This window comes from Gemmatimonas sp. (genome assembly GCF_031426495.1).
Lineage (GTDB): Bacteria > Gemmatimonadota > Gemmatimonadetes > Gemmatimonadales > Gemmatimonadaceae > Gemmatimonas.
In genome coordinates this window covers 52,226-76,518 of record NZ_JANPLK010000082.1, presented here as the reverse complement: position 1 = coordinate 76,518, position 24,293 = coordinate 52,226, and the positions used below count along the sequence as shown (strand labels likewise).

Genomic DNA, 24,293 nt, shown 5'->3' with positions numbered 1-24,293 from the left:
GACGCTTACGGCGCCACGCTCCAGCGCCACCGCAATCCCACGTAGAACTGTCGCGCAAACGCGGGGGTCCACAAGTTCGGCTGCTGATCGAGCAGATTGTTCACGCCACCGGACACTTCCAATTCGCGCGTCACGGCCAGACGCAGTTGTGCGTCGACTGACAGCAACGCCCCCTGGCGACCGATGATACCGCTCTCCGTGGAGAATGGCCCCGTAATCGGGGCGCCGCTGGGAATACCGACCAGCGGCGCGTTCCCGGTGTAGCGCACCGAGGCATCGGTGGAGAGCCCCTGGCGCACGGCCCACTCACGGGCCACACGAAGTCGCGCCGTGTGCGACGCGCGCCGGCTGAGCGGCAACCCCGAGTTGAGGTCGCGCGCACGCAGGAAGTCGTAGCCCAGCGTGACCTCGTTGGCACCCGCGTTCACGCGCGCGTTGGTTTCCACTCCCTGCGTGCGGGCGCGCGCAACGTTCACATACCGGTACGTCTGAAAACCGGCCGCGTTGTCACCCTCGTACCGCCAGTCGACGAGACCAGACACGTCGTTGCGATACCCTTCCACATCGAACGACAGCGACGCACTGGGCGCCCAGGTGCCGCCAACGCTCGTGCTCCACGACGACTCCGGCAACAGATCGGGGTTTCCCTCGAGCGTATAGCCTCCGGCCGGATTCGTGAACGTGTAACGGATCTCCTTGAAGCCCGGCGCGCGGAATCCTCGCGCCACGTTGCTGCGCAGTCGCACACGTGACGACGTCTGCCACGCCACACCGAAGGACGGATTTGTGCTGCTGCCCCAGAGCGTACTGTTGGTGTGACGCGCACCGGCCGTCATCAACACGTTGCCGAGCGTCCAGGAGTCGCGCGCGAAGACTTCGGTAACCTGTTCGTCGGCGCTGTCTCCCGTCACCTTCTTGGGCGCCACCAGTGTGCGATGCGAGCGCTGCGCGCCCACGTCGATCGCGTGCGCGCCGACCACGTGCGTGTACGACAACAGATATCGGCCCTGTCGTTCCCGTTGCTCGAGGGAATCGGCCGAGCCCTTGATCGGCAGCAGTCCGCGCGACTGGCGATACTGATATACGAACCGCTGCTCGAAAGCGCGCGCGCGGATGTTGCCGCCGAACAGCGGACCCCTTACTTCGGCGAAGCCCTGCCCGCCGCGATTGTCGATGAAGCCATTGAACGCGGCATCCACCGGGAAGCGCTGACGTTCCTGCGAGCCCTGCATATCGAGCCGCAGTGCCCATTTGTCGGTCAGCGCATAGCGGAAGTCCGTGCGGACATCGTAGATGCGATTGAACGTGGAGCCGATCGCGTTGTATCCGGTCACGCGGTCGGACTGTCGCCACCCGCCATTCACGCGGTAGCCAAGTTTCCCCACCGTCTGACTCACACCCACGGACGATTCCTGTCGTCCGAGTCCGCCTTCGCGCGCGAGGGCGTCGAGGCTCAGTCGATGCGTCGGCGCCGCCTGCACAATATTGATCACGCCCCCCAGGGCGTCGCTGCCGAATTCCACACTCGAGGGACCCTTCGTGACCTCGATGCGCTCGGTCGCGATGGTACTCAATCGGCCGATGTCCCGACTCTCGATGAGCGCGCCGGCCACCGGCTCACCATCCACCAGGACTAATACGCGCGAATCGTCGAACCCACGAATCGAGATCGATGTCTTCGATGGCGGCGCGGGAAGCTCCTGAAGTCCCGGCAATTGACGCAGCAACTGATTCGCCGACACCGCCGCCACGGCATCGAGTTCTTCGCGACCGATCACCGTCACGCTGCGCGGTGACTCGCTGGCGCGGATCACGCGCTGCCCCATCGTCGTCGTGAACACCGGGAGCACGGTGGCCAACGCCACCAAGCGGACCACCGGTGTGCTGCTCTGCACCAACGTGCGCAATTCGGCGAATCCGAGCGCCCGCACAATCATCGAATCACCAGCCGACGCCGCCACGCGAAAGGTGCCGCGTTCATCGGTGCGGACTCGCGCTCCGGTGCGTGGTATGCGCACTTCGGCCGACAACACCGGCGCCCCGTCGGTCTTCCCTAGCACCGTACCCTGCACCGCCACCGCGCTCTGCGCGCGAGCCGGTCCGCCAGACACGACGGCCAGCATCAGCGCGCACACGAGCGGCTTCATCAGCATCGACGTCGCGGTGCGCCGTCCTGCACTCATCGAATGCGGGCGTAGCGAATCGTCGGAAAGCCCGCGACACCGGTGTTGCTGTAGTAGTCGGTGATCTGGAGCTTGTAGACGCGCGTGCCCGATTTCACCAAATACGTGTTGAACGCGGCGTGCAGGCGATCGTTGCCCTGCAAGTTGTAGCGGAATGGCGCGCTCTTATCGAGCACAGAGTTCGGGATCGGACCCACCAACGTCGACAGGAACGTCGCAAACTGCGGCGCATCGCTGGCGATTGTCGCGTTGGCGAAGGCCGGGGACGTCGGTCCTGGATACGTGCCGGCGTTGCACGCAACGTTCGGCACGAGCGAGAGCTGGTTCGCCGCGGGATTGAACTCGAGGTCCCAGTTGCAGCCGGCGCCGGTCACCACCGCATTCGTGGCAAGACTGATCTGACGCACGCCGTTGGCTGGCGCAATCGCCAGCGTCTGCACGGCCCCGAGAGTGCTGCCGGTCTGCAGGCGCGACTCGAGGTACAACGTGTCGACCGCGAACGTCTGCGTAAACTTGATGCGAGTGGCGCGGAACACCGCGAACGTGCCGTTGGCCAGACGCAGCTTCCAATAGTTCGCCGGGTTGGCCGTCGGAATGCCGCTCAGATTCAGGTAACCCTGCTTGTTCTCCGTCAGACGATCCGTCTGAAACTGATCGTCGGCAGGAATTCGCGCCACACGCACTGCATCGAAGTCGGCGAGCGTCGCCGCCGACGTGAACGCCAGCACCTGCGCATCACTGGCGGCTTTGTTATTGTCGAGCGCGAAGCCGAGCACGTTTTTGCTCGTCGCCCCGCCAACCGCCGGCGAGTTCAAGCGCACTTCGTAGCGACGGAACGCCAGATCCCAGTCGGCGGCGCGCGGCACCAAGGTTCCAGACGCAAAGCTGAAGAACACCAGGGTGTCGGTGCTGCTCGCGTTGAGCGGACCGAACGACACCACCTGGTTGATGGCCGGCTCCGGTGTGCCGGTACCCGGACCCGTGGCGTTCGACTCGCCTTCACACGCGCCAAGCACGGCGAGGGAGGCCACAGACAACAGCGATCGCATCATCATCGACTTCATATAGTGGAGAGCGCAGAAGAGATTCGATTGAGTCGAGCAGCACCGGCGGATATCGCCCGCCCGTGCGCGAAGCTGGACAGTACCTATGCGCACTTCGCTGCTGCATTCGTATTTCTAACGAGGTGATTGTAGAGGAATCCCTGCGTTACTCTTGCTACCATGAGCACACCGACTCTCTCCGATCGCCCCGTGGTCGTTATCACGGGGGCGAGTGGCGGCATTGGGGCGGCGCTGGCGCGTCACGTGGCGCCCACGCACGCCTTGTCCCTTGTCGCGCGACGCCACGCGGAACTTCAAGCCGTGGGCGACGAGCTGACTGCGGCGACTGGATCGCCAGTCCTGACCATCACCGCCGATGTCACAAGTCGCGGCGAGGTCCAGCGCATCGTACGCGAGACGTTGGCGCACTTCGGTCGGATCGATGCCTGGGTGAACAACGTGGGTCAGGGCATCACCCGCATGCCATCTGAACTCACCGATGACGACATCGACGACATGATGCGCATCAACGTGAAGTCGGCGCTGTACGGCATGCAGGAGGTGTTGCCGCACTTCATGACCGCCGGCCGCGGACACGTGGTCAATGTCTCGTCTATGCTCGGGCGCGCGCCCTTCGCCCTGCAACGCTCGGCATACAGTGCGGCCAAGCATTTCCTGAACGCACTCACGGCGAACTTCCGCACCGAGGTGCAGTCAACGCACCCGGACATCCACGTCTCCCTGATCTCCCCGGGCGTCGTGCGCACCGACTTCGGCCTCAATGCCCGCCATGGTGGCGTCGACTCTCGAGCGCTCCCGGAATCGCAGAGCGCCGACGACGTGGCGGCCGTGATCGCCGCCGTGCTTCATGACCGCCGACCGGACGTCTACACGCGTACCGGATCGGCGGCGCGCATTGCCAGCGCGTACGCGTCGATCGGCGTCGACCCGTAACGCGTCCTTACGGGACCGACTGCCCTCGTACCGCCGACAATGGGGCGGTCGGGGTGGGCATCGACCCCGGAACAGCCGCCTCACGTGAGTACGCCGACTCGAGCGGCGGACCAAGGAACGGCTCGCATACCCCCTCGGCCGTCTCGCGGATGAGTTGGTCGACGACCGCCCGCAGATCTCCCGTTCGCGCGTACGTCGCGAGCTGGCGCTGCGCGCTCGATCCTTCATCGAGGATGCGAAACGCGTACTCGACTTCCTTGCGAGTACCGAGTTCGTCGAGCACGTCGTCGAGGAACCACTCCACCAGTTCGCGGATCAGCACCGGTGCCGGCAGCTCTTCCTTCTTGCCGAAGTCGATCAGCTTGCCGCCGAGTCCCCACCGGACGGCGCGCCACTTGTTCTCTTCAATGAGATCCTGCGCGTAGACCCGGAACGTCATGTTGTCGCGGCGCAGCTTCCACATCTTGGCGACCACCGCCTGCAGGATCGCGGCAATGCACACCGCCTCGTCGACCTTCGTGTTCACATCACAGGCGCGGAACTCAAGCGTCGGGTAAATGTGGTGCGGGCGCACGTCCCACCAGATCTTCGATCCGTCGGGAATGCTGCGCGTTTTCACGAGCGTGTCCACGAGATCCGCGTAGTCGCCCCATCCGTTCAGGATGCGCGGTACACCGGTGCGCGGAAAGTTCTTGAACACGATGCTGCGATAAGAGTGCAGCCCCGTGTTGCGCCCGAACCAGAAGGGCGACGATGTGGACAAACATAAAATGTGAGGCAGGATGTATCGCGCGGCATTCAGGCAGTCGATCCGGAATTCCGGATCTTCAATGCCCACATGCACATGGGTCCCGAAAATGAGCAGGCGGTGGGCAAGGTCCTGCAGCTCCGCCTTCACGCCGAGGTACCGCTCTTTCGGCGTCATCTCCTGATTCATCCAATTGGAGAAGGGATGTGTACCGGCCGAGGCGATGGTCAGGCCGTGCTGGCCGGCCGCATTGATCACCAGTCGGCGCAGGTTTACCAGCTCCGAACGCAGTTCGGCAATCGAGGAGCACACCTTCGTGCCGATTTCCACCTGGCACTGGTGGAGCTCGGCTTTCACGTCGGCCAACTGCGCGTCGCTGCTCGACACGAGGGCATCGAACCCTGGCGTGAGGTCACGCGTGACCGGGTCGATGATCTGGTACTCTTCCTCGATTCCGACCGTCAGGCTCGGAGCGCGCATTTAACCCCCCACGCCCACGCGGGACGTGCTGTTCGCCGTGGACCAATCCATCGCGGCACGAATGAAGCCGCCGAACAGATGTCGAGTATGTGGATCCGCCATCTCGAACACTTCCGGGTGCCATTGCACCCCGACCAGAAACGCCTCACCGTCGCCTTCAACCGCTTCGATCAGGCCGTCGTCAGCAGTGGCCGACGCAACCAGGCGCTGCCCCAACTGCTTAATGCCTTGATGATGCATGCTGTTCACGGGCGACCGTGTGGATTCGAGCAAGCGTGACAACTTTGTGTCCGGAACGATGTCGACTTCGTGCGCGAGGTGATCGCGCTCGAAGCCGGCCGTCGGAAAAAAGTCGTGCTTGTTGAAAGCGGGGTTTTGTGATGCGAGGTCCTGCCACAGCGTACCGCCCGACGCCACATTGATCACCTGCAGGCCTCGGCAGAGGCCGAACACCGGCTTGCCATCCTCGATCGCCCAACGCACCAGTTGCAGTTCGACGCGGTCGCGCGCGGGGTCGAGATTGCCGCATTCCTTGCGGACAGCCTCCCCGTACTCGAGGGGGCTAATGTCCACGCCGCCGGGAATCAGAATGCCGTCGAGCCGTTCGTAGATCTCGCGGAGCGTCAGGAGATCGTCGTCGAGCAGGGGGATCATCCAAGGCACGGCACCCACCATGGTGGCGGCCAGGAAGTAGCGCTGATTCATCACCCACGACGAGGGTAACCCCGGTGGGATGCCATCGATCGAGTGCAGCGTTTGCGTGGTGAGCCCGATCACCGGGCGTTTCAAAGACGACATCAGCGTTGTTCGACGAGAAAAGTAGGGACGTTTGAGCCACCGCCGGCGGTGACGTTCAGCAGCGGATCGGTCGCGATGCGCGTGAGACACCCAGACATCGTAATGCCGTCCGCGAGAAAGGGCGCGGTATCGAGCATACGCTCTCCAAGATGAAGCGCGCCGTCGGTCCACGCCGGCCACAGTTCGCTGGGAATTTCCACCCGCTCCTGCACGATATAGGGCTCGGCAAGTGCCGTCGCGATCGCCGCTTCCCATTCGGTGTCGCTGACCGTCCAGCCCAGCACGATTCCCTTTCCGCCATACTCATCGTTGGGCTTGAGCACGAGGGTGGCACGGTTCGCCGCCGTGAATTCCACGAGATCCACACGACTGGCGCCATACTGCGTGTGTCGCGCCTGCACCACACGTGTCCAAGGAACATGGGCGGCGACGGCCGCCTGTTCGTTGGCGGTGAGCAACGGCGCCTGCCGTTCGTCACTTAACACGGCAAGTGAGGCCTTCTTATGTAACATCTTACAGCGGAACGGGTTCACCATGCACACCGCACCTTCACGTACAGCTCGCACGACGGGCGAATCGAGCCCTTCGCGGGTGACCAGTTCGTCGATCAACACGCGCTTGTAGATCATCGTGACGTGCTTGCCACCGATCATCAGCCTGCCGTTCGTGTACTCGGCGTCGCGCGGATCACCGATGAAGGCGTCGAGCCCGAGCGCTTGAAACTCGCGCTCAAAGAGCACGAATTCGCTGTACGTCGGCACTTCCTTCCAATCGAGAATGACGATCGTGGGTGCCTCGCGCACGCCGCGCCAACTGTAGTACGCGTTCAGAAGCGAGTGCACGACCGACGGCGCAGCGGGTAGCGGCACGGCAATATGGGTCCGGCTGAACGCATGCATGACCGGCAACGACAGGAAGGCGCGCGACAACGCATCGTTGTACGCCGCCCCGGCCGGCGTCTCCGCGTTGTATTCCGTGAACTTGAGCCCCCCCTCCCCTTCCGCGAAAAACGCGTCGAGGCGGGAGGTCGGGCTGGCGACGTCGAATCCGGGGTCGGCGTGAATGAGCTGCTCCTCCCACGCCGTCAGCCCGAACTGGGCCCGTAATTCCGAGTCCGCCATGGCGGCTACCCGGACTTTTTCGAAGGCCGATCCGACGAGGGCGCAGGCGCGGGCCAGCTGCTGGTATTGGCCGAGACTCAGGAAGCGCGGGCGCAAGACGCTGCACAACGCGCGCTCCCCAAAGAAGAGCCCGTCATGCCGCAGTTGCCGATCGAGAACTTCGGCGCTGGCCTGCGCGATTGCGCCATCCTGCAGCACATCGTGGTACCGCGCAATCGCGGATGTTGACATAAAACGTCGATAAGGTTTGTGATCAGTCGGCGAGCAGCCATGTACAGGGGAGTATGGGGTGGCGAGTATGGGGTATGGGGTACGGGGTACTCCGTACGCCCGTACTCCCCACCCCATACTCCCCACCCCTTACTTCGCTGTTGCTTGCCCACCAATCGCCACGCCGCTCGGCTGCGTTCGCGGCGCCGTGGCCAGCTTGATTGCGAGGTCGGCCATGTGCTCGACCACCCACTCGAAGTAGGTCGGCGTGAGCGAATAGATATCCATGTCGGGAGCCGGGTTCATGAAGTCGATGGCGTAGGGGATGCCATCCTTCACGGCGAACTCGACGGTGTTCATGTCGTAGCCCAATGCATTGCACAACGTGAGCGAGTCCTTGATGCACCGGGCCTCGAGCTCCTTGCCTAGATAGCCCGGATCGGGGATGTAGCGGCGCTCGCCGGGGTCGTACGGCATCGGCAGGACTTTCTCCCGTCCCAGCGCCATACAGCGCACGTAGGCGTCCCATTTGATGAACTCCTGCACGACCATCGTGAGCAATCCACTGTTGTTGTAGTGGTGGATCAGCTCCTCCATGGAGTCGCAGATGTACACGTCGCGCCAGCCGCCGCCGTGGGCGTCCTTGAGGACGCACGGGAAGCCGATGTACTCGGCCACGCCCTTCCAGTCGAGCGGGTAGGCCAGGTTGCGCAACGACTCGGTATGGGAGATGCCGGGGATGTAATCCTTGTTGGGGAGCACCATCGTCTTGGGGTGCGCGACGCCGTTCTGGATGGCCACGGTGGCGTCGTAGAACTTGTCGTCGGCCGACCACATGAAGGGGTTGTTGACCACGGTCGTCCCCATCCGGGTCGCGTGCTTGAGGAAGGTGCGGTAAAACCCCACCTCATGCGAAATGCGGTCGATGATCAGCGAATAGGGGACGTCCTGCCCCATTCGCGTAGCGTCGAGCGTGATGTAGTCCGCGGTGACACCGGACTCCCGGCGCGCCACTGCTTCGAGAAAGGCGGGGGGAAACGACCATTCCCGGCCGACCAGCAATCCGATCCGTGGTTCCATCGACACGTCTGTTCTCCTGATGAGGTGCGCGAGATCACGGGAGAATGCGCCCAAACGGGCAACTCCGCCATGGCCCCGCGTGTTTCGTCACTGGCACGGATGGGCTCGCCCGATAAACACCGAAGCCAGCCGTGGAGATGTGTTAGCGAACAACCGAAAAGCACTTTTGTGACAACCCGTTATGTGGATAAAGCACTCAGCCGAGCCGCAAAACGGAGGGGCATCACGGAACCACTTATCCACAGTTGGTGCGGGGCGATCTTCCCCTCCGACGCGGACTTACCGAGTTATCCACACACCTTTCAACGTATATCCACAACTAGGTCAACAACTTAGCCTCAGTTGGTCGTATTGCGCGGGCACTCGGATCGTCATAACATCACCGCCCGCCGATGATCCGACGCAAGTCGAAATGCCGGTGCTCACGTTTATGCCTTCATTGGAAAACGCTCATGCATGTCGTCGCCTGCAACGCCCCACTCGGCACCGTAGATCCGGCCCCGCTCACATCTTTGCCAATCCACATGGGACTGGAGAGTGACCGGATGACGGCGTTCTGGAGCGGCGACGACCAGTACCTGGTGTGCGTCGAGGGCGAAGCCGGGACCGCCTGGTATCGCATCGAGGCCGAAGCGTCGGCGCCGGCCACGGATGAGGCCACGCGGATGGCGATCGGGGCCATGATGGCCGACATTCTGCCCCTCGGGGCAGGGCGAATCGCCTTTCCCGTGGGCAGCAGCGGACGCCGCGTATATCGCGTCTGGCGCGCCCCCCGAGGCGCCGCCAACGGCAACGCGAATGGGAACGCCAAAGGCGCGTCGAAGGCTGGACGGACTAGAATCCTGGGAGTTCTAGCTGGGCGGTCACGCCGCCTGCCAGCGTAACGCCGGCAGCTTGCAGCCACGCCAGCAATACGTCCTGTCCATGATCGCCAGCCATGGCGGAGCGCGCCGCGCTCAGGTGCAGCTTGAACTCGCCCGAGACATCGGGCAGAGTGCGCCGCAGGACGGCCACCGTGAGCAGCTCGGTCGCGTCGGCCAAGTGCCGGATCGCGAACTCGGTCATCCTGGCACGCAAGGCGGCCGTATTGAGAACGGGCCCTTCGCCCGGCACTTCGTGGTCGGCCCGGCGTTCGCGGAACGCCGCCAGGCGACTGCGTGTGGCGGACAGCATGGGCAGTTCCTCAGCGGCATTATCGGCGTGCGCTGCCACGGGAGCGCCCATCAGCCCCAGCCACGCCATCCAGAGCGTTCCGCGGGCGTAGGCTTCCCACGGCTCATGCTCAAGCCGCAGGGCAGCCTGATGGACGGTGTCGAGGACCTGATTGCGCACCTCCCACCAGCGGAGGTAGGCGTCGGTCTGTCGAGATACCAGCGCCAGCGCCCCCAGCTTGAGAGCCCACTTCACTGCCGACTCCCCATCGTCAGTGGGTGGTCGGAGCGCCGCCGAGCAGCGGAAGGCGCGGGCCGCACCGAGGGCCAGCACGGCCTGAGCCAGATCGCGGCCGGCACTCGGAGCCGGCTGCAGCGCCGCGTCGAGTTGGCTGAGCGCGGCCAATTCGTACGCCGTGCCAAGCAATGCCAATCCATCGGCGATCGGTTCGCCGAGTCCGTCACCGGGGCGAAGGGCCGCCGCGTCAGCCCGCTCCAGCAGCAGCGTTCGCCGCTCGGTCGGAATCGCAGCGACAGCCCAGTGATCGTCGAGGGTGGTTCTGGCAAGCTCCGCCAGATCCCTCGCCGCAACATCACGTTCAGCTGCCGGGGTGAGGACGTGCATCCAGCCTCCTCCAGGGGAGCGCTCGAACCGTACCCTGTCCGACACCCGACGTGGTGTTGGAACAGGCCTCAGACCTCTGATCGAAGCACGCGCCGGCGACGACCGGGTGACCGATCGAGACCGTTCTGCTTCGCGCCCACGCTGTGTTAGGCGCCCGTTCGGCGCCAGAAACGCGCCGAACCACAAAGCAACTGCAGTAAGCAACGCCATAGCATGCGGTTATCTCGCAGGCACCGCATCGCCATCACTGTCGCATTTATGTAACAGGTCCGTTCCTGTCAAGAGCAAACTCGGGTGAAACCCGCGTAAACCCCTGATATACGGCACTTTCCGGAGATTTCGCGTGGGATTTGAGTCATCGCAGGTAGCGCGGCGCCGTTTGGCCGCACTGGCGTCGAGCAACGGGCGCGTGCAGGAAGCCCTCTCGGCGTCGGCGTTTCCAGGGTTCTGGGGCACGTCGTCCCATCAGGATGCCAGCCAGGATCGTGAGCTACCGCTGAGTGCTGGATCCACGCCGGGCTCCGCCCACGGTGGCGCGTTGGTGCGTCACTTGGACGACCTGGCTCAGGACATCGTGGCCATCCCAGGCGCCGGTGGTGCCCTTCTTGCCGCGTATGCGGCACAGGCCCGCGCACTCTCGATGGTCGTTGAAGCCGCCAAGCGGGCCGGTAGTTCACCCCTGCCCGCCTCCGTCCTTATGGCTGCTCAAGATGCCCTGTCGGCCCCCTCGCCCCTGCCGGGGCTGGTGATCGGTTGACCCCGCTCACGCTGCGTGCGCTGCTCGCGGCGGCGGTGCTCGTCGGCGCCGCCACCTCCCGCGACCTCGTGGCGCAGTCGGGCGAAGCGGCCACCCTGTGGCGCGCTGGCCGGGCCCTCGCGTTGCGTGGGCAGGCCGACTCCGCCCTCCGCAATCTCGAGCTGGCCGGCACGGCAGCACGAACCACCGGCGATCTCGCCACCGAACAAGCCACCAGACGGGGCCGTGCCGATCTGTGGATGCTGCGCGGCTGCGCCGACAGCACCACTCGGATCCTGCGCGAGGCGGTCACCGCCGCCTCACCGGGCGACCGATCCAGCGCAGATGCGCTCGTTCGTCTCCTGGCGTCCCGCAAAGCGGTCGCGGAGGCACGCACGGTACTCGTGAAGGCCTACAGTGACGTCCCGTCGGTGGGCAGCAACATCACCCGCGAGAGCGTGACCTTCCTCCAGGGCATGGCTGCCGTCGAGCTGGCCGGCGGCCAGGAATCGGCGGCCATGGCCACGCTCAATTCCGCCCTCGCCATCGCCGTCCGCCTGCACGAAGGCGACGTGAAGGATCGCAGCGAGCACGCCGTCGGTGAGATCACCGACGAGAACGCCTGGCTGATGTTCGACCTCGCGCAATTGCGTCGAACGGCCAAGAGCACCACGATCCGTTCCCCGCGCGAGCACGCGCGCATTAGCGCCAATCTCGTGAAGGCCTGGCCCACCCTCGACGTGCTCCCCGACGACGGCTTCCCGATTACCCGCTTCGCCGATCGTCTCGTGATGCGCGCCGCGCTGTGTGCCGCCGATGGCAGCGAATGCCCGGCCCCGGTCGTCGCCAAAGGGTGCCCGTAGGGTCGGCGTTCGCTGAACTGATTACACAGAGGAAAAGAGAAAAGGAGGCCACGGGGGGACATCCCGCAGTCTCCTTTTCTCTTTTGCGCTTTTGCTCTGTGTGATCAGTTCTCACGATTTTGCGTGGAGCTGATCAGTTCTCCGGTCCCTTCACCTCGACCTTTTTCTCGGCCTTCGGATCCTCGAGCGTCTCCAGCACCTCACGCCACGAGAACTTCTTGCCGCTGCCGAGCACCCAGTAGTTCATCCACGCCATCTCGGCGGTGCTCTTCACGAGCCGGTTGCGCGCATCGGGAATGCCGTGCGAGGCACCCGGATACATGAACAGCTCCGTCGGCACACCCACCCGCTTGAGGCCCATGTGCAGCTCCACGCTCTGCGGGCTCGGCACGCGCGGATCGCCTTCCACCACGTGGATCATCGTGGGCGTTTTCGCATTTCGGATGTACTTGATCGGCGACTGCTTCCAGTAGGCGTCGAAGTCGTCGTACGGGAGCTTGTTGCCGAGATAGTACTGCCGGTTCCGCTGCACGTCGGACTGCGCGTACATGGAAATCCAGTTCGACGTGCCGGCACCACTCGAGATGCCCTTGAAGCGATCGGTGTGCGTGAGAATCCAGTTGCTCCAGTGACCACCGGCGCTCCAGCCCAGCACGCCCATCTTGGTCTCGTCGACCAGGCCCTGAGCGATGAGCGCATCGACACCGGTCATGATGTCGTTGTAACCCGGCTCGAAGTAATTGCCGACGATGCCGTTCTTGTGCGCCTCACCGTAGTTCGTGGAGCCACGGTAGTTGGGCATCAACACCGCCCACCCCTGCCCCGCGTAGACCTGCGCGCCATAGCCGCCATTGAACGACAGCTGATCGGCCGCGGCCGGACCGCCGTGAATGGCCACGATGAGCGGATACTTCTTGCCCGGCGTGTAGCCGACCGGCTTGAGCAGCACGCCACCCACCTTCTTGCCGTCCTTCGACGTCCACGTCACTTCGGTTGCTTCGCCGAGCGCGAGCTGCTCGCGCACCCACGGATTGGGATCGGTGAGCTGCGTCCACGAACTGCGTGAGGCCAGCGCCGCCAGCGATGGCACCGTGAACATGGACGGCGTCGTGGTCGGATCCTGATACGACACCATCAGGCGCTTGGTGGCCTCGTCCTGCGTCACCGCGATGACACCCTTCACATCGGTCACGGCCTTCACCTTGCCCGACGCCACATCGAGGGCGAACAGCTGCTGGGTGGCCTTGAGGCCTTCGTTAAAATAGATCGTCTTGCCGTCGGCCGACCACCAGTCGGCGCTGACGTCGCCGTCGAGATCTCCAATTTTGCGGAACGCGGCGCCCTTCGCATCGGTCGCGCGCACGTACACGCGACGGTTCTTCATGTTGTACGCCACCATGTCGTCCGACGCCGAAAACGCGATCGTGCGCGCGTCGGGCGAGAACGAGAGCCCCGATTCGGACGACTCGTCATTCCTCGTGAGCCGCTCGATGCTGCCGTCGCGCGTGTCGAGCAGGAATTGGTCGGCGTAGATCCCCTGCTCGGTAATGTTGCGCTTGTACCGGTCGTTCGGCACCGCCGTGAAGCCCACCCACTTGCTGTCGGGCGCGATCACGAAGGCGGTGACCGCCAGCGACGTGTCACGCGTGACGCGCGTGGTGGCGCGCGATGCCGACGACAGGTCGACCATCCACAGCGAGTTGATCGACGTGGCCGCGTTCCGCACGGCGACGGTGAACTTCTTCTCCACACGCGCCTTTTCATCGGAATCGACGGTATCGGCGGTGATGAAGTAGATGCGACGGGAATCCGGGGCCAGCTCCCAACTGCCCACCCCCGTGGGGTGCTTGGTGAGTTGCGTGGGCATGAGCGAATCCACCGGCGTGCCGCGGTCGAGCGACGCCATGGCGAGCGCGTAGAGCTGTTCTTCGTTGGCCTTGCCGCTGCGGTACACCAACCACTGTCCGTCCTTGCTGAAGGCAAACGTGCTCACGCCTTCTTTTGCATTCGTGATGCGCCGCGCTTCACCACCGTCGGCGCGCATGAGGAACAGCTGTTGCTTCGTCTCACCCGCCGCTCCCTCTCGATTGGACGAGAACGCAAACCATCCGCCGGCGGGAGCCCACCGCGGCGACGACTCGTTCTTGCCCGTCGTGAAGGTGAGCTGCCGCGTGCTCTCCAGCCCGCGGTCGGTGCGTACTACGTAGATATCGCTCTGGGTGGTCGCCTCTTTCCAGTCGGGCGTGCTGAGGGCGTACAGCATCTGGGTGCCATCCGGGGAGATGGCGGTGCCGGCCACCGAGCGGAGTCGCTGCGCGTCCACCCAGGCCATGGGCCGCCTGGCCTGCGCCCAGAGGGGTGAAGCGGACAGCACTAGCAGAGTGCCGCCCACAGCCACGCGGGCGGCAGAGGGAACGAGCGATCGGTCGGGCACGGGTCGCATGGGCAGCCTCGGTACGGATGGGAAACGCCAAGAGTCGGCTGATCTTGCACCCGGCGCCGTTCGCTGGCAACGTCCCCGGATGCGTTCATCATTCCTAATACGTCGCAGCGGAGCCACCGCTGCGCTCCTGTTGCTCAGCGTGATGCCGGCCGCTGCGCAAAGCACCGCCAAGCAAAGCGCTCGCTCACAAGCCACGGGCTTGCAGCGCCCCGCCTACGACCCTGCCCTGTACAGCGACGGCACGAAGACGAACCCGGCCTTCAAGTCGCTGCGCTGGCGCAACGTCGGCCCCTCCCGTGGAGGTCGCGCCACGGCGGTGACCGGCGACCCCACCAAACCTCTGGTGTTCTACTTTGGCGCCGTGAACGGCGGCGTCTGGAAGACCACCAACGCCGGACAGTCGTGGGAGAACATCACCGATGGCAAGACCGACCTCTCCTCGGTCGGTGCGATCACCGTCGCGCCCAGCGATCCCAATGTGATCTGGGTCGGCACGGGCGAAGGCAAGCCGCGGGAAGACCTGACGTACGGCACGGGCGTGTACCGCTCCACCGACGGCGGGCAGACGTGGACGCCGCGCGGTCTCGCCAATGCGCAGCAGATCACGTCGCTCCGCGTGCACCCGTCGAATCCCGATGTCGCGTTCGTGACGTCGCTGGGCCACGCCTTCGGCCCGTCGCCCGATCGCGGCGTGTTCCGCACCACTGATGGCGGCGCCACGTGGAAGAAGGTGCTGTACCTGAACGACAGCACCGGCGCCGCCGACTTGTCGATCGACGTGAACAACCCGCGCATCGTGTATGCGTCGATGTGGAAATTCCAGCGCACCCCCTGGGGCATGGACGCCGGCGCCGGCCGTAGCGGCCTGTGGAAGAGCACTGACGGTGGCGACACCTGGAAAGAGATCACCTTCAATCCCGGCATGCCGAAAGGCCTGATCGGCAAGATCGGCGTGGCGGTCTCTCCGGCCAATTCGCAGCGCGTGTACGCGAACATCGAAGCGCAGGACTCGCTGGGTGGCGTGTTCCGCTCCGACGACGCCGGTGCTACGTGGTCGCGCACCAGCGGCGATCAGAAGTTCGTGGTGCGCCCGTTCTACTACATGAGCCTCACGGCGGATCCGGTGAACGAGAACACCGTGTACGTCATGAATCTCACGGTGCATCGCTCCATCGACGGCGGCCGCACCTTCACGCCGATACGTGTGCCGCACGGCGACACGCACATCATGTGGGTCGATCCCAGAGACCCGAACCGTCTTATCAACGGCAACGACGGCGGCGCCACGATCTCGATGGACGGCGGCCGCACGTGGAGCACGCAGGGCAATCAGCCCACGTCGCAGTTCTATCATGTGACTACCGACAATCAGCAGCCGTACCGGATCTACGGGGCGCAGCAGGACAACAGCACGGTGTCGATCGCCAGCCGCTCGGACAACGGCTTCATCGGTGAGCGCGACTGGTTCCCCGTCGCCGGCTGCGAGAACGCGTACATCGCGATCGATCCGAAGAATCCGAACGTGACCTTCGGCGGCTGCTACATGGGTCAGCTCACGCGTCACGACAAGTCCACGAACACCCGGCGCGACGTGTCGGTGTGGCTTGGCAACTACGACGGCATCGCGGTGAAGGACGTGCCGCAGCGATTCCAGTGGACCTTCCCCATCCACTTCTCGCCGCACGATCCCACCACGCTGTACACGGCGTCGCAGTACGTGTGGCGCTCGAAGAATCAGGGCGCCTCGTGGGACAAGATTTCCGGCGACCTTACGCGGGCCGACACCAACACCATGGGTCGCAGCGGCGGACCGGTGAGCGGCGACATGACCGGCACCGAGTGGTACGCCACGATTTTCGCGTTCGCCGAATCGCCGGTGAAGGCCGGCGTGCTCTGGACCGGCAGCGACGACGGCCTCGTGCATGTGTCCACCGACAACGGCAGCACGTGGAAGAATGTGACGCCGAAAGCCCTCGGGACGTTCACGCGCGTGTCGATCATCGAGGCGTCGCCGTTCGATGCCGGCACAGCCTACCTCGCGGCGAACCGGTATCAACAGGACGATTTCACACCGTATCTGTTCAAGACCACCGACTACGGCGCCACCTGGACGCGCATCGACGCCGGCATCCCGATGGGGGCCTATACTCGCGCCATCCGCAGCGATATGAAGCGCAAGGGCCTGCTGTTCGCCGGTACGGAAACAGGCATCTACATGTCGTTCAACGACGGCGCGAGCTGGGAGCCACTGCAGCTCAACCTGCCGCGCGTGAGTATCCGCGACATTCGCGTGCACGACAACGACGTGATTGTGGCCACGCACGGCCGCGCGTTCTGGTCGATCGATGACATCTCGTCGCTGCGCGCCATAGGCGACTCGATCACCACCAAGGTCACGTATCTCTTTGCGCCATCGCCGGCCATTCGCTGGGCAAGCGGCGGCGGACGTGGCGGTGGCGCGGGTGCGAATCCGTCGTTCGGTGTGACGGTAGACTATTGGCTCAAGACCAAGCCGGCCGCGCCGATCACGATGCAGTTCCTCGAGTCGAACGGCACCGTGATCCGCACGTTTACGAGCGACGCGCCGGACAAGAAAGACAGTACCGGCAACGTGCAGGCCGATTCGGCGGCTAAGGCCGCGCGCGCGCTGCAGAACGTCATGCAGCTCGCGTACGCACCGGCGGACTCCGTAGTGCACGCGCGCATCGGCGCCAACCGTTTCGTCTGGGATCTCATGTACACCGGTCCGAAGCGGATTCCGGGGTCGATCAACGATGACGGCTCGTACGAGGGCGCGATGGCGGTCCCGGGCGACTACTCGGTTCGTCTCATCGTGGGCAAGGATACGCTCTCCCGCGGGTTCACCGTGCGTCCCGATCCGCGCGTGCAGCTCACGGCCGCCGAGTACACGGCGCAGTTCGATGCGGCCACAGCCGTCGGTGCCCGCATCACCAGCATCACGGAGGCGGTCGCGCGCATGCAGGATCTGCAGCAGCAGCTCGATCAGCGCGCACGCCAAGCGAGTTCGCAGGCGTATGCGGATTCGGTGAAGACGATGGCCACCGCACTGCGCAAGAAGCTCGAAGCGGTGCGCGCCGAAGTGTACGAGGTGTACACCAAGGCCGATCAGGCCACGCTGAACTATCCGATCAAGTTGTACCAGATGTTGGTGACGCTGAATGGGCAAGTGAACGAAGGCACCAATCCGCCCACCCGCCAGCACGGCGAGATTCTCACCGATCTCTCCACGAAGCTGAACGTGCAGCTGAACACGCTGCAGAAGCTTGAAGACAACGACCTGCAGCAGTTCAATGCGCTGCTCACGCGCCTCGGCGTCCCGAACGTGTTCGTGGCGCCGAAAAAGCCGATCGGATAAGCGCCGATGTCTTCAGCCGCCCGAGCGGAGTCGCAGTTTCTGCGCCCGCTCGAGCGCCTGGAGGTAGCGCTTCTCGCTGTGCTTGTCGCGCCCTTTGTGCTTCACATCGACGCCGGCCATCACCGCGAGGCCGCTGATGCGCAGCACCGGCGCATTCGGATCTTCCGTGGCCTGCGCGCCGCGCACCGAAAAGCCGCCCATCACCGCCATGCCCGTCACTTCGACGCGCACGCCGGTGGGGACGAGGATGTCGACGCCGCCCCAGAAGGTGAGGATCTCGATCTCGGTGGTGCCAGCGCCCAGCTTCGCGTCACGCAGGTCGAGCTGACCGCCACCCATCACGGCGACCACGCGCAGATGCCGTGGGACGATCCAGCTGCCGCTCCGGTCGAAGCCACCCATGATGGCCAGCGCCGCACCGCGTGCCGGCACCACAGGATCGGCCGCGACCCGATTGATCGACGCCTGATCGGCCAGCGAGCGATTCGTCTCGGCCGGATCCGCCAGCAGCACCTCCAGCTCGCCGAGTGATCGCGCGCGGTACACGGCGGTCAATCGCTCATCGAGCTGTTCCATCGACAGCCGGTCGGTCGCGAATGCCGCCGACAACACCTGTATCACATAGTCCCGCTGCACATCAGTCAGTGCAGCAGGAGCATACGGAACTCCCGTCATCGCTGCATCAGAGTGCGGGGCGCTTGGTATGGATATCCGTGGCCTTCTGGAACTGATGGGCCACCGAGAGAATGAGATCGTCGTTGTACAGGTTGCCGGTGATCACGCCGCAGATGGGTTGCGCCTTGTACACCGGCGCCGGCGTGGCGGCATTCGCACCACCACCACCACCGCCACCGCCGAACTGCGGCACGTCGAACTTGTACGGCAACACCGCGCACGGATGGCCCGTCTGCGCGTTGGCCCCCACGTCGGCGTTCGGTCCGGCAATGAACAGATCGAGATCCTTCATGAACTCGCCCCACTTGGCCACCAGCAGCATGCGTCGACGCTGACCTTGTATGAAGTCGAAGCCGCGGGTGGCACGACCGCCGAAGAAGCGCGGATTCCAGTCGGCCGCGGCCATGGGGTTGGTCGCTCCAGCTTCAACGCCCTTGGGCAACGAGGCCACGTGGTTGCCGTACGGTGCGTTCCCGGTACGCGGTGTGTCGAAGATCGTATTCAGGTCGAGCCCCATCTCCTTCGCCTTACGCTGCACGAAGAAATCGAAAGCGGCCGCCGACTCCACACCCAGCGCACCCTGACCACCCGCCACCGTCGGGCGTGCGCCGATCGTCTTGGGATTCATGCCGAGCCCGCGCAGTGTGTCCACCAGCTCCTTCGGAGCAGCCGGATCAACGCCAATGCGCAGCGATGCAAGCTTGAGATTGCGATCGAACTGGAACGGCATGGTCACCGTGCTCGCATCCTTCTCGTCCACGCCGTGCAGCACACTGAACACCATCGCGCAGTCTTCGGCGGTGCGGCACATGGGCCCTACGCGATCCATCGACCACGCCAGCACCATGCCACCGTGCCGGCTCACGCGACCGAACGTGGGGCGGAGGGCACTGATGCCGTTGCGAATGGCCGGTGACACGATCGAGCCTTGCGTTTCCGTGCCGATTGAAAACGCTACGCAGCCGGCCGCTGTGGCAGAACCAGGGCCCGTGGAACTGCCGCTCGAGCCGATGTTCGTGTTCCACGGGTTGTTCGTGCGTCCACCGAACCACCAGTCGTTCTGCGCGAACAACCCTGTGGCCAGTTTCGCCAGCAACACCGCACCGGCGCCTCGCAAACGCACGACCACCTCCGCATCGGCATCGGCAATCTGGTCCTTGAAGTCGATTGAGCCCCACGTAGTGGGCACGCCCTTCACGGCAAATAGATCCTTGATACCGTACGGCACACCATGCAACGGACCGCGATACTTCCCAGCCGCGATCTCGGCGTCGGCCTTGTCGGCTTCGGCGCGCGCCTGCGAGGCGAGCAGCGTGACCACGAAATTCAGCGTCGGATTCAGCTTCTCGATGCGCGCGAGGTAGATGTCGGTGATCTGCCGCGACGTGATCTTGCGCGCCTTGATCAGCGCCGAGATGCGATGCGCCGGCAGAAAGGCGAGATCGTCGGGATTGGTCGGTACCGCCCCGCTCCACTTCTCGACGGCGTGCGGCGTGCGCGCGAACGCCGCCGCGCCTTTCTCGCGCACCACCTTCTCCATGAGCGCGCCGGTACCGCCGGGATACGGCATGAACTGCAGCGCGGGCGCTTCGCCGTTGCCGAGCGACACGGGCGGTACTTGCGGAGGCTGCGCGGCGCCGCTGGCCAGGCTCCCCATGCCGCCCGCGCGCGCCACCGCTCCCTGTGCACCGGCCGCCTGCGCGCCAAAGGTGGTCGCCGCCGCGGCCACCAGCGAATAAAACATGAATTGCCGACGGTCGACACCGGTCACCGACTCATCGTGCTCGGCGGCGGCCAGTTCGGCTTCGGCCTGCTCCAGAACATCCAGGGGGCTATCCACGCAGGGGCTCCAACAGAGAGAGACAACGGAACGGGACGTTCAACGCTCGCCCCGAATATCTCTCCCTGTACGCGCGGTGGCGAGCTTCGTTGCGCTCGCCGAGCCCCTTAACGACTCCCGTCGGGATTCTGGATGCGGAAGACGAACGGCTGTTCGACCAGCTGCGACACCGCGCGCCCGTGAAGGATCGCCGGCCGGTACTTCATCTTCACGAGCGCCGTGCGCACCGCCGCCACGAACTCCGGTTCGGGCTTGTCGAGCACTATTAGCGACGCGGTATCCACGTGACCGATGGTGTCCACGACGAATCGCGCGTAGACCACCCCCTGCACACCGGCCTTGAGCAGCGCTGGCGGATACTGCGGGCCCTCGGCCGAGGGGTCGAGCGTGACGGTGGAGTCGACTTCGATTTCGCTGTACGCCTTCTCCGAATCGTTCGACGCATCGGGGAGTTCGAGCTCCTCACCCGCGACGTCACCAAGACTGCCGCGCGGGACCGGCGTCCGGCCGAGCGCCGACGTTTCGATCACGGGGATGGATACGGAGCTCAGGCCACCGAGCCCGATGAACTGAATCGACTCCTGCACCGGCGGCGGTGCCGACTGACGGAGGGGGGCCAAGAAACTCACCGCCTCGTCGACCAATGGCGTGGGGGCGATGCGGTTCATCGTGCGCGCGCCGATGATGGAGGCGGCAACGAGCGCGGCGTACGTGCTGATGCCGAACAACTCGGCGCCCACGGCGTGCAGCGTGGTCCGGCGAGTCGACTCGATCAACGTGAGACGAACTTTTGCTCTTGGCATGTCGCTACCCTGAGGGCGCGAGACGACGGCGGGGACATCGGGACCTACTTGATCAATGCGGAGCGTGTCGCCGGTTGGCAAGGGGGGAATGATCGATAGCCGAGGCCGGTAACCGGCAGCGGACCGTCCGCCCTTGCCTATTTGCATCAAGAGCTGTTACGTATTCACTCATGAACAGCCGCCTCACGGTCGCCGCCCATGTGCTGGGCATCATCGCGTTTACCGAACGCGAGCAACAGCGCGCCACGACCTCCGACGAACTCGCCTCAAGTGTGGGGACGAATCCGGTGGTCGTGCGGCGGGTGCTGTCCCAGCTCAAGCAGGCGGGACTGGTCGATAGCCGCCGGGGCGTGGGCGGCGGGTCGATCCTCGCCCGTGACCCGCGCGAGATCACCATGCGCATGGTGTATGAGGCGGTCGAGGAGCGCGATTGTGCACTGATCGGTCGTCACGCCGGCTGCGTCGGTGAGAACTGTCAGGTGGCGCCGGTGATCGCCGAATACCTCGACGAACTCTACGCGGACGCCGAAGAAGCCCTGTTGCGCACGCTGTCCACCGTAACGGTCGACTCCATGTCACGCGCGGTCATGGACCGCGTGCAGCGTCGAGGAGCCCTGCACCGCCCGTCGACGCTTCAGGCGTCATAGCCCCGTTCACCGCACGTTCTCCTTTAGCGCACCATTCTGCAGACGACGATATGTCACCGATTCGAAAGCACATTTGCAACAGTGACTGGCACCTTTTACCCTCTCGCGTGAGACGCGCTGCCGCGCTCGCGGGGATCTGGCTAGGCGCCCTCGGTACGCCGCTGCTGGCGCAGGTGGCCGCACCGACGTCACCGGCGCCCCGCGGCTGGCGGTTCGCCGAGAACGTCGTGCTGCACATCCCCGGTAGCAGCCGTTTCGCCGGCGATATCCGCGGCGCCGACAGTGTGCGCGCGCATCTCGCCGCGCTGGGCGGGCTGGCGACTCAAGACAGCGCCGCCGTGGCGATATACTCGACCGTCGAGGGCCGTCTGCTCGTGCTCTCGCGGACCACTATCCGAGCCGCCGAGTCTCGTCGAAACGGTCACCGGACGGGCCTCCGCGGCGGCGAAACATCGGTGCAGGTCGTAGCGATCCCGACGTTCGACGAGCGCGGCGACGTGAACACCCTCGACGTGTTCATCGACGATCTCCCGCTATTCGACCGGCGGGCACCGCGCGACGACGGCATCCGCGTCGTCTCCCTCGCCATGCAGCGCAATCTCGAACAAGTCCGCGCGCTGTACGGACGCGGCGGAGCGGCCCGATTCATCGCCGCCAACGCGCACCAGGTCGTGGTGCTGGTCGATGACGCCCGGAACGGACAGGGTGCCGGGGCAGCCGTGATACGCTACCGGTTCGATGCGGCCGGACGCGTCAAGCAGGTCGAGCAGTTCTCACCCAGCTGTCTTGTGGCCATGGCGTTCAAGACCACGGCACGCTGAGCGCTCGCGGGAACGTCGGCAGGGTCGCCCGTTGTTCGGTTCGCACATGCCCGCCCTGCAACTCGTCTGGTATAAGCGCGATCTCCGCATCGCCGATCACGCGCCGCTCGCGGGAGCGATGGACGCCGGGCCTGTGGTGGGCGTGTACGTGCACGAGACGGAGCAACACCACGCGGCCGACCGCGACGTGCGGCACGAACGCGTACTGCGTGACGCGCTCGACGAGCTCAGCGCCGCCTGGCAATCACGAGGTGGCCACCTCATCGAGCTGCACGGCGCACTTCCCGAGGTGTTCGACGCGTTGCACCGCGTGCTCCGCTACTCGGCGATCTGGGCCCATGAGGAAACGTGGAATGCCTTGAGCTACGCGCGCGATCGACGCGTCCGTGCGTGGGCGAGGCATGCCGGCGTCACGATGCATGAACTGCCCAGCAACGGCGTCGTGCGTCGGCTCGCGTCGCGCGACGGCTGGGCGGAGACCTGGCAGCAGCGCATGCGATCGCGCGTCGTTCCCGCACCAGACCAAATCGGGTCGCCGGATGCGGCGACCACGAGCGCGGCATTGCAGGCGTTACCGGCTGACATGCGCACGACGACCGGCGCGATCATTGTGCCGCCGTGGTCGGACTGGCAGCGAGGCGGTGAGGCACGCGGGCATGCGCTGCTGCAGTCGTTTCTGTCGGCGCGTGGACAGGACTATCGCCGCGCCATGTCGAGCCCGAACGAGGCACCGTCAACGTGCAGCCGGATTTCCGTGGCGCTGTCCTTTGGATCGCTCTCGGTACGTCAGGCGTACCAGGCGGCCCGACAGCGCGCGCGTGAGCTGCGAGACGACACGCGCATCCGGCATGACGGCGATGCGGCGCAGTGGTCGCAGAGCCTGGTAAGCTTTGCCTCTCGGCTGCACTGGCATTGCCACTTCATGCAGAAGCTCGAAGACGAGCCGCGCCTCGAGACCACGCATTACGCGTCGGTGTTCGACGGATTGCGCCCGGCGCAGCCGGATACGGAGCGACTGCGTGCGTGGCGCGACGGCCAGACCGGGTACCCGTTGGTGGATGCCTGCATGCGTTCGCTGCGCGTGACCGGCTGGCTCACGTTCCGCATGCGGGCGATGGTGATGAGCTTCGCGAGCTATCATCTCTGGTTGGACTGGCGACACACCGGGCCGGTGCTGGCGCGCTGGTTCACCGACTACGAACCCGGCATTCACTGGACGCAGTGTCAGATGCAGTCGGGCACCACCGGAATCAATACGATCCGCATCTACAATCCGTACAAGCAGGCCGAGGAGCACGACGCGGCGGGTGCGTTCGTGCGTCGGTGGGTGCCCGAACTGTCGGCCTTGTCCGATGCCGATCTGGTGCGCCCCGAGCAGACGCCGCTCATGATGCAGCAGATGACGGGCTGTGTCGTCGGGCGGGACTATCCGCTGCCGATCGTGCACCACGAAACGGCGTATGCGTTCGCGCGGGACCGTATGCACGCGATCAAGCTGGCGGCACAGCGATCAGGAAGTGCGCAGCGCGTGTACGATCGGCACGGCTCGCGGAGAACGCCGCTCGATGCGCGGACACGGTAGCGCACCCGATAGCCGTTTCGGTTGACAGCGCGCGCACGCGGCCGCACTGTTCGGAATCTACTGAAAACTCCGTAGTCACTCACCGGTGACGGTCCGATGCACCATGTCAGGTTC

At 64.9% G+C, this 24,293-nt stretch carries 19 protein-coding genes; 8 read left to right on the top strand and 11 right to left on the bottom strand.

The annotated features are described in order from the left end of the window. Positions 1-5: 5 nt before the first annotated feature. Both RMP10_RS21250 and RMP10_RS21245 read right to left on the bottom strand, forming a co-directional pair. A complete protein-coding gene (locus RMP10_RS21250) occupies positions 6-2,183 on the bottom strand; it encodes a TonB-dependent receptor (protein ID WP_310572087.1) in 2,178 nt (725 codons plus the stop codon). Next, the gene (locus RMP10_RS21245; protein ID WP_310572086.1) at positions 2,180-3,247 is read right to left on the bottom strand and encodes an HmuY family protein; all 1,068 of its coding nucleotides are present in this window, start codon (positions 3,245-3,247) and stop codon (positions 2,180-2,182) included. The genes RMP10_RS21250 and RMP10_RS21245 overlap by 4 nt, the downstream gene beginning before the upstream one ends. Positions 3,248-3,406: 159 nt before the next feature. Between RMP10_RS21245 and RMP10_RS21240 the strand changes: the two genes are divergently transcribed. Then, positions 3,407-4,180, top strand: coding sequence for an SDR family NAD(P)-dependent oxidoreductase (locus tag RMP10_RS21240; RefSeq protein ID WP_310572085.1), 774 nt, complete (start codon positions 3,407-3,409; stop codon positions 4,178-4,180). Positions 4,181-4,187: 7 nt separating this feature from the next. Here RMP10_RS21240 and RMP10_RS21235 read toward each other — a convergent pair whose 3' ends face one another. The 4 genes from RMP10_RS21235 to RMP10_RS21220 form a co-directional block, all read right to left on the bottom strand. Further along, positions 4,188-5,408, bottom strand: coding sequence for a carboxylate-amine ligase (locus RMP10_RS21235; protein WP_309668877.1), 1,221 nt, complete (start codon positions 5,406-5,408; stop codon positions 4,188-4,190). Continuing rightward, positions 5,409-6,206 carry a gamma-glutamyl-gamma-aminobutyrate hydrolase family protein gene (locus RMP10_RS21230; protein WP_310572084.1) on the bottom strand — a complete coding sequence of 266 codons (798 nt, stop codon included), beginning with the start codon at positions 6,204-6,206 and terminating at the stop codon, positions 5,409-5,411. Beyond that, on the bottom strand, positions 6,206-7,558 hold the full coding sequence (locus RMP10_RS21225; protein WP_310572083.1) for a circularly permuted type 2 ATP-grasp protein: 1,353 nt from the start codon (positions 7,556-7,558) through the stop codon (positions 6,206-6,208). The genes RMP10_RS21230 and RMP10_RS21225 overlap by 1 nt, the downstream gene beginning before the upstream one ends. Positions 7,559-7,687: 129 nt before the next feature. Continuing rightward, positions 7,688-8,617, bottom strand: coding sequence for a hypothetical protein (locus RMP10_RS21220; RefSeq protein WP_310572123.1), 930 nt, complete (start codon positions 8,615-8,617; stop codon positions 7,688-7,690). A 452-nt stretch (positions 8,618-9,069) separates the two neighbouring features. On the opposite strand from RMP10_RS21220, the gene RMP10_RS21215 reads away from it, so the two are divergent. Further along, positions 9,070-9,501 (top strand): hypothetical protein, encoded by a 432-nt coding sequence (locus RMP10_RS21215; RefSeq protein ID WP_310572082.1) that lies wholly within the window; start codon positions 9,070-9,072, stop codon positions 9,499-9,501. Here the strand turns inward: RMP10_RS21215 and RMP10_RS21210 are convergent. Continuing rightward, positions 9,452-10,393, bottom strand: a complete 942-nt coding sequence (locus tag RMP10_RS21210) for a hypothetical protein (RefSeq protein WP_310572081.1) — start codon at positions 10,391-10,393, stop codon at positions 9,452-9,454. The genes RMP10_RS21215 and RMP10_RS21210 overlap by 50 nt on opposite strands. Positions 10,394-10,736: 343 nt before the next feature. Between RMP10_RS21210 and RMP10_RS21205 the strand changes: the two genes are divergently transcribed. Further along, the gene (locus RMP10_RS21205; protein WP_310572080.1) at positions 10,737-11,150 is read left to right on the top strand and encodes a hypothetical protein; all 414 of its coding nucleotides are present in this window, start codon (positions 10,737-10,739) and stop codon (positions 11,148-11,150) included. Further along, positions 11,147-11,992 carry a hypothetical protein gene (locus RMP10_RS21200; protein ID WP_310572079.1) on the top strand — a complete coding sequence of 282 codons (846 nt, stop codon included), beginning with the start codon at positions 11,147-11,149 and terminating at the stop codon, positions 11,990-11,992. The genes RMP10_RS21205 and RMP10_RS21200 overlap by 4 nt, the downstream gene beginning before the upstream one ends. Positions 11,993-12,125: 133 nt before the next feature. On the opposite strand, the gene RMP10_RS21195 is transcribed toward RMP10_RS21200, so the two are convergent. Continuing rightward, positions 12,126-14,435, bottom strand: a complete 2,310-nt coding sequence (locus RMP10_RS21195; RefSeq protein WP_310572078.1) for a S9 family peptidase — start codon at positions 14,433-14,435, stop codon at positions 12,126-12,128. A 79-nt stretch (positions 14,436-14,514) separates the two neighbouring features. Between RMP10_RS21195 and RMP10_RS21190 the strand changes: the two genes are divergently transcribed. Further along, a complete protein-coding gene (locus RMP10_RS21190; RefSeq protein WP_310572077.1) occupies positions 14,515-17,811 on the top strand; it encodes a glycosyl hydrolase in 3,297 nt (1,098 codons plus the stop codon). 12 nt (positions 17,812-17,823) lie between these two features. Here RMP10_RS21190 and RMP10_RS21185 read toward each other — a convergent pair whose 3' ends face one another. The 3 genes from RMP10_RS21185 to RMP10_RS21175 form a co-directional block, all read right to left on the bottom strand. Further along, entirely contained in the window at positions 17,824-18,486 is a 663-nt protein-coding gene (locus RMP10_RS21185; RefSeq protein WP_310572076.1) for a DUF1707 domain-containing protein, read from the bottom strand. Between the two features lie 7 nt (positions 18,487-18,493). After that, on the bottom strand, positions 18,494-20,326 hold the full coding sequence (locus RMP10_RS21180) for an amidase (protein ID WP_310572075.1): 1,833 nt from the start codon (positions 20,324-20,326) through the stop codon (positions 18,494-18,496). A gap of 107 nt (positions 20,327-20,433) precedes the next feature. Continuing rightward, on the bottom strand, positions 20,434-21,129 hold the full coding sequence (locus tag RMP10_RS21175) for an energy transducer TonB (RefSeq protein ID WP_310572074.1): 696 nt from the start codon (positions 21,127-21,129) through the stop codon (positions 20,434-20,436). A gap of 170 nt (positions 21,130-21,299) precedes the next feature. On the opposite strand from RMP10_RS21175, the gene RMP10_RS21170 reads away from it, so the two are divergent. The 3 genes from RMP10_RS21170 to RMP10_RS21160 all read left to right on the top strand — a co-directional run bounded on the left by RMP10_RS21170 (position 21,300) and on the right by RMP10_RS21160 (position 24,179). Next, positions 21,300-21,776 carry an Rrf2 family transcriptional regulator gene (locus RMP10_RS21170; RefSeq protein WP_309668865.1) on the top strand — a complete coding sequence of 159 codons (477 nt, stop codon included), beginning with the start codon at positions 21,300-21,302 and terminating at the stop codon, positions 21,774-21,776. Between the two features lie 107 nt (positions 21,777-21,883). Then, a complete protein-coding gene (locus RMP10_RS21165) occupies positions 21,884-22,597 on the top strand; it encodes a hypothetical protein (RefSeq protein ID WP_310572073.1) in 714 nt (237 codons plus the stop codon). Between the two features lie 46 nt (positions 22,598-22,643). Beyond that, the gene (locus RMP10_RS21160) at positions 22,644-24,179 is read left to right on the top strand and encodes a deoxyribodipyrimidine photo-lyase/cryptochrome family protein (RefSeq protein WP_310572072.1); all 1,536 of its coding nucleotides are present in this window, start codon (positions 22,644-22,646) and stop codon (positions 24,177-24,179) included. Positions 24,180-24,293: the final 114 nt, after the last annotated feature.

Excerpts from the sequence above, each read along its gene's own strand:
- RMP10_RS21250 (WP_310572087.1), bottom strand. The coding sequence starts at position 2,183 with ATGAGTGCAGGACGGCGCACCGCGACGTCGATGCTGATGAAGCCGCTC.
- RMP10_RS21245 (WP_310572086.1), bottom strand. The coding sequence starts at position 3,247 with ATGAAGTCGATGATGATGCGATCGCTGTTGTCTGTGGCCTCCCTCGCC.
- RMP10_RS21240 (WP_310572085.1), top strand. The coding sequence starts at position 3,407 with ATGAGCACACCGACTCTCTCCGATCGCCCCGTGGTCGTTATCACGGGG.
- RMP10_RS21235 (WP_309668877.1), bottom strand. The coding sequence starts at position 5,408 with ATGCGCGCTCCGAGCCTGACGGTCGGAATCGAGGAAGAGTACCAGATC.
- RMP10_RS21230 (WP_310572084.1), bottom strand. The coding sequence starts at position 6,206 with ATGTCGTCTTTGAAACGCCCGGTGATCGGGCTCACCACGCAAACGCTG.
- RMP10_RS21225 (WP_310572083.1), bottom strand. The coding sequence starts at position 7,558 with ATGTCAACATCCGCGATTGCGCGGTACCACGATGTGCTGCAGGATGGC.
- RMP10_RS21220 (WP_310572123.1), bottom strand. The coding sequence starts at position 8,617 with ATGGAACCACGGATCGGATTGCTGGTCGGCCGGGAATGGTCGTTTCCC.
- RMP10_RS21215 (WP_310572082.1), top strand. The coding sequence starts at position 9,070 with ATGCATGTCGTCGCCTGCAACGCCCCACTCGGCACCGTAGATCCGGCC.
- RMP10_RS21210 (WP_310572081.1), bottom strand. The coding sequence starts at position 10,393 with ATGCACGTCCTCACCCCGGCAGCTGAACGTGATGTTGCGGCGAGGGAT.
- RMP10_RS21195 (WP_310572078.1), bottom strand. The coding sequence starts at position 14,435 with ATGCGACCCGTGCCCGACCGATCGCTCGTTCCCTCTGCCGCCCGCGTG.
- RMP10_RS21190 (WP_310572077.1), top strand. The coding sequence starts at position 14,515 with ATGCGTTCATCATTCCTAATACGTCGCAGCGGAGCCACCGCTGCGCTC.
- RMP10_RS21185 (WP_310572076.1), bottom strand. The coding sequence starts at position 18,486 with ATGACGGGAGTTCCGTATGCTCCTGCTGCACTGACTGATGTGCAGCGG.
- RMP10_RS21175 (WP_310572074.1), bottom strand. The coding sequence starts at position 21,129 with ATGCCAAGAGCAAAAGTTCGTCTCACGTTGATCGAGTCGACTCGCCGG.
- RMP10_RS21170 (WP_309668865.1), top strand. The coding sequence starts at position 21,300 with ATGAACAGCCGCCTCACGGTCGCCGCCCATGTGCTGGGCATCATCGCG.
- RMP10_RS21160 (WP_310572072.1), top strand. The coding sequence starts at position 22,644 with ATGCCCGCCCTGCAACTCGTCTGGTATAAGCGCGATCTCCGCATCGCC.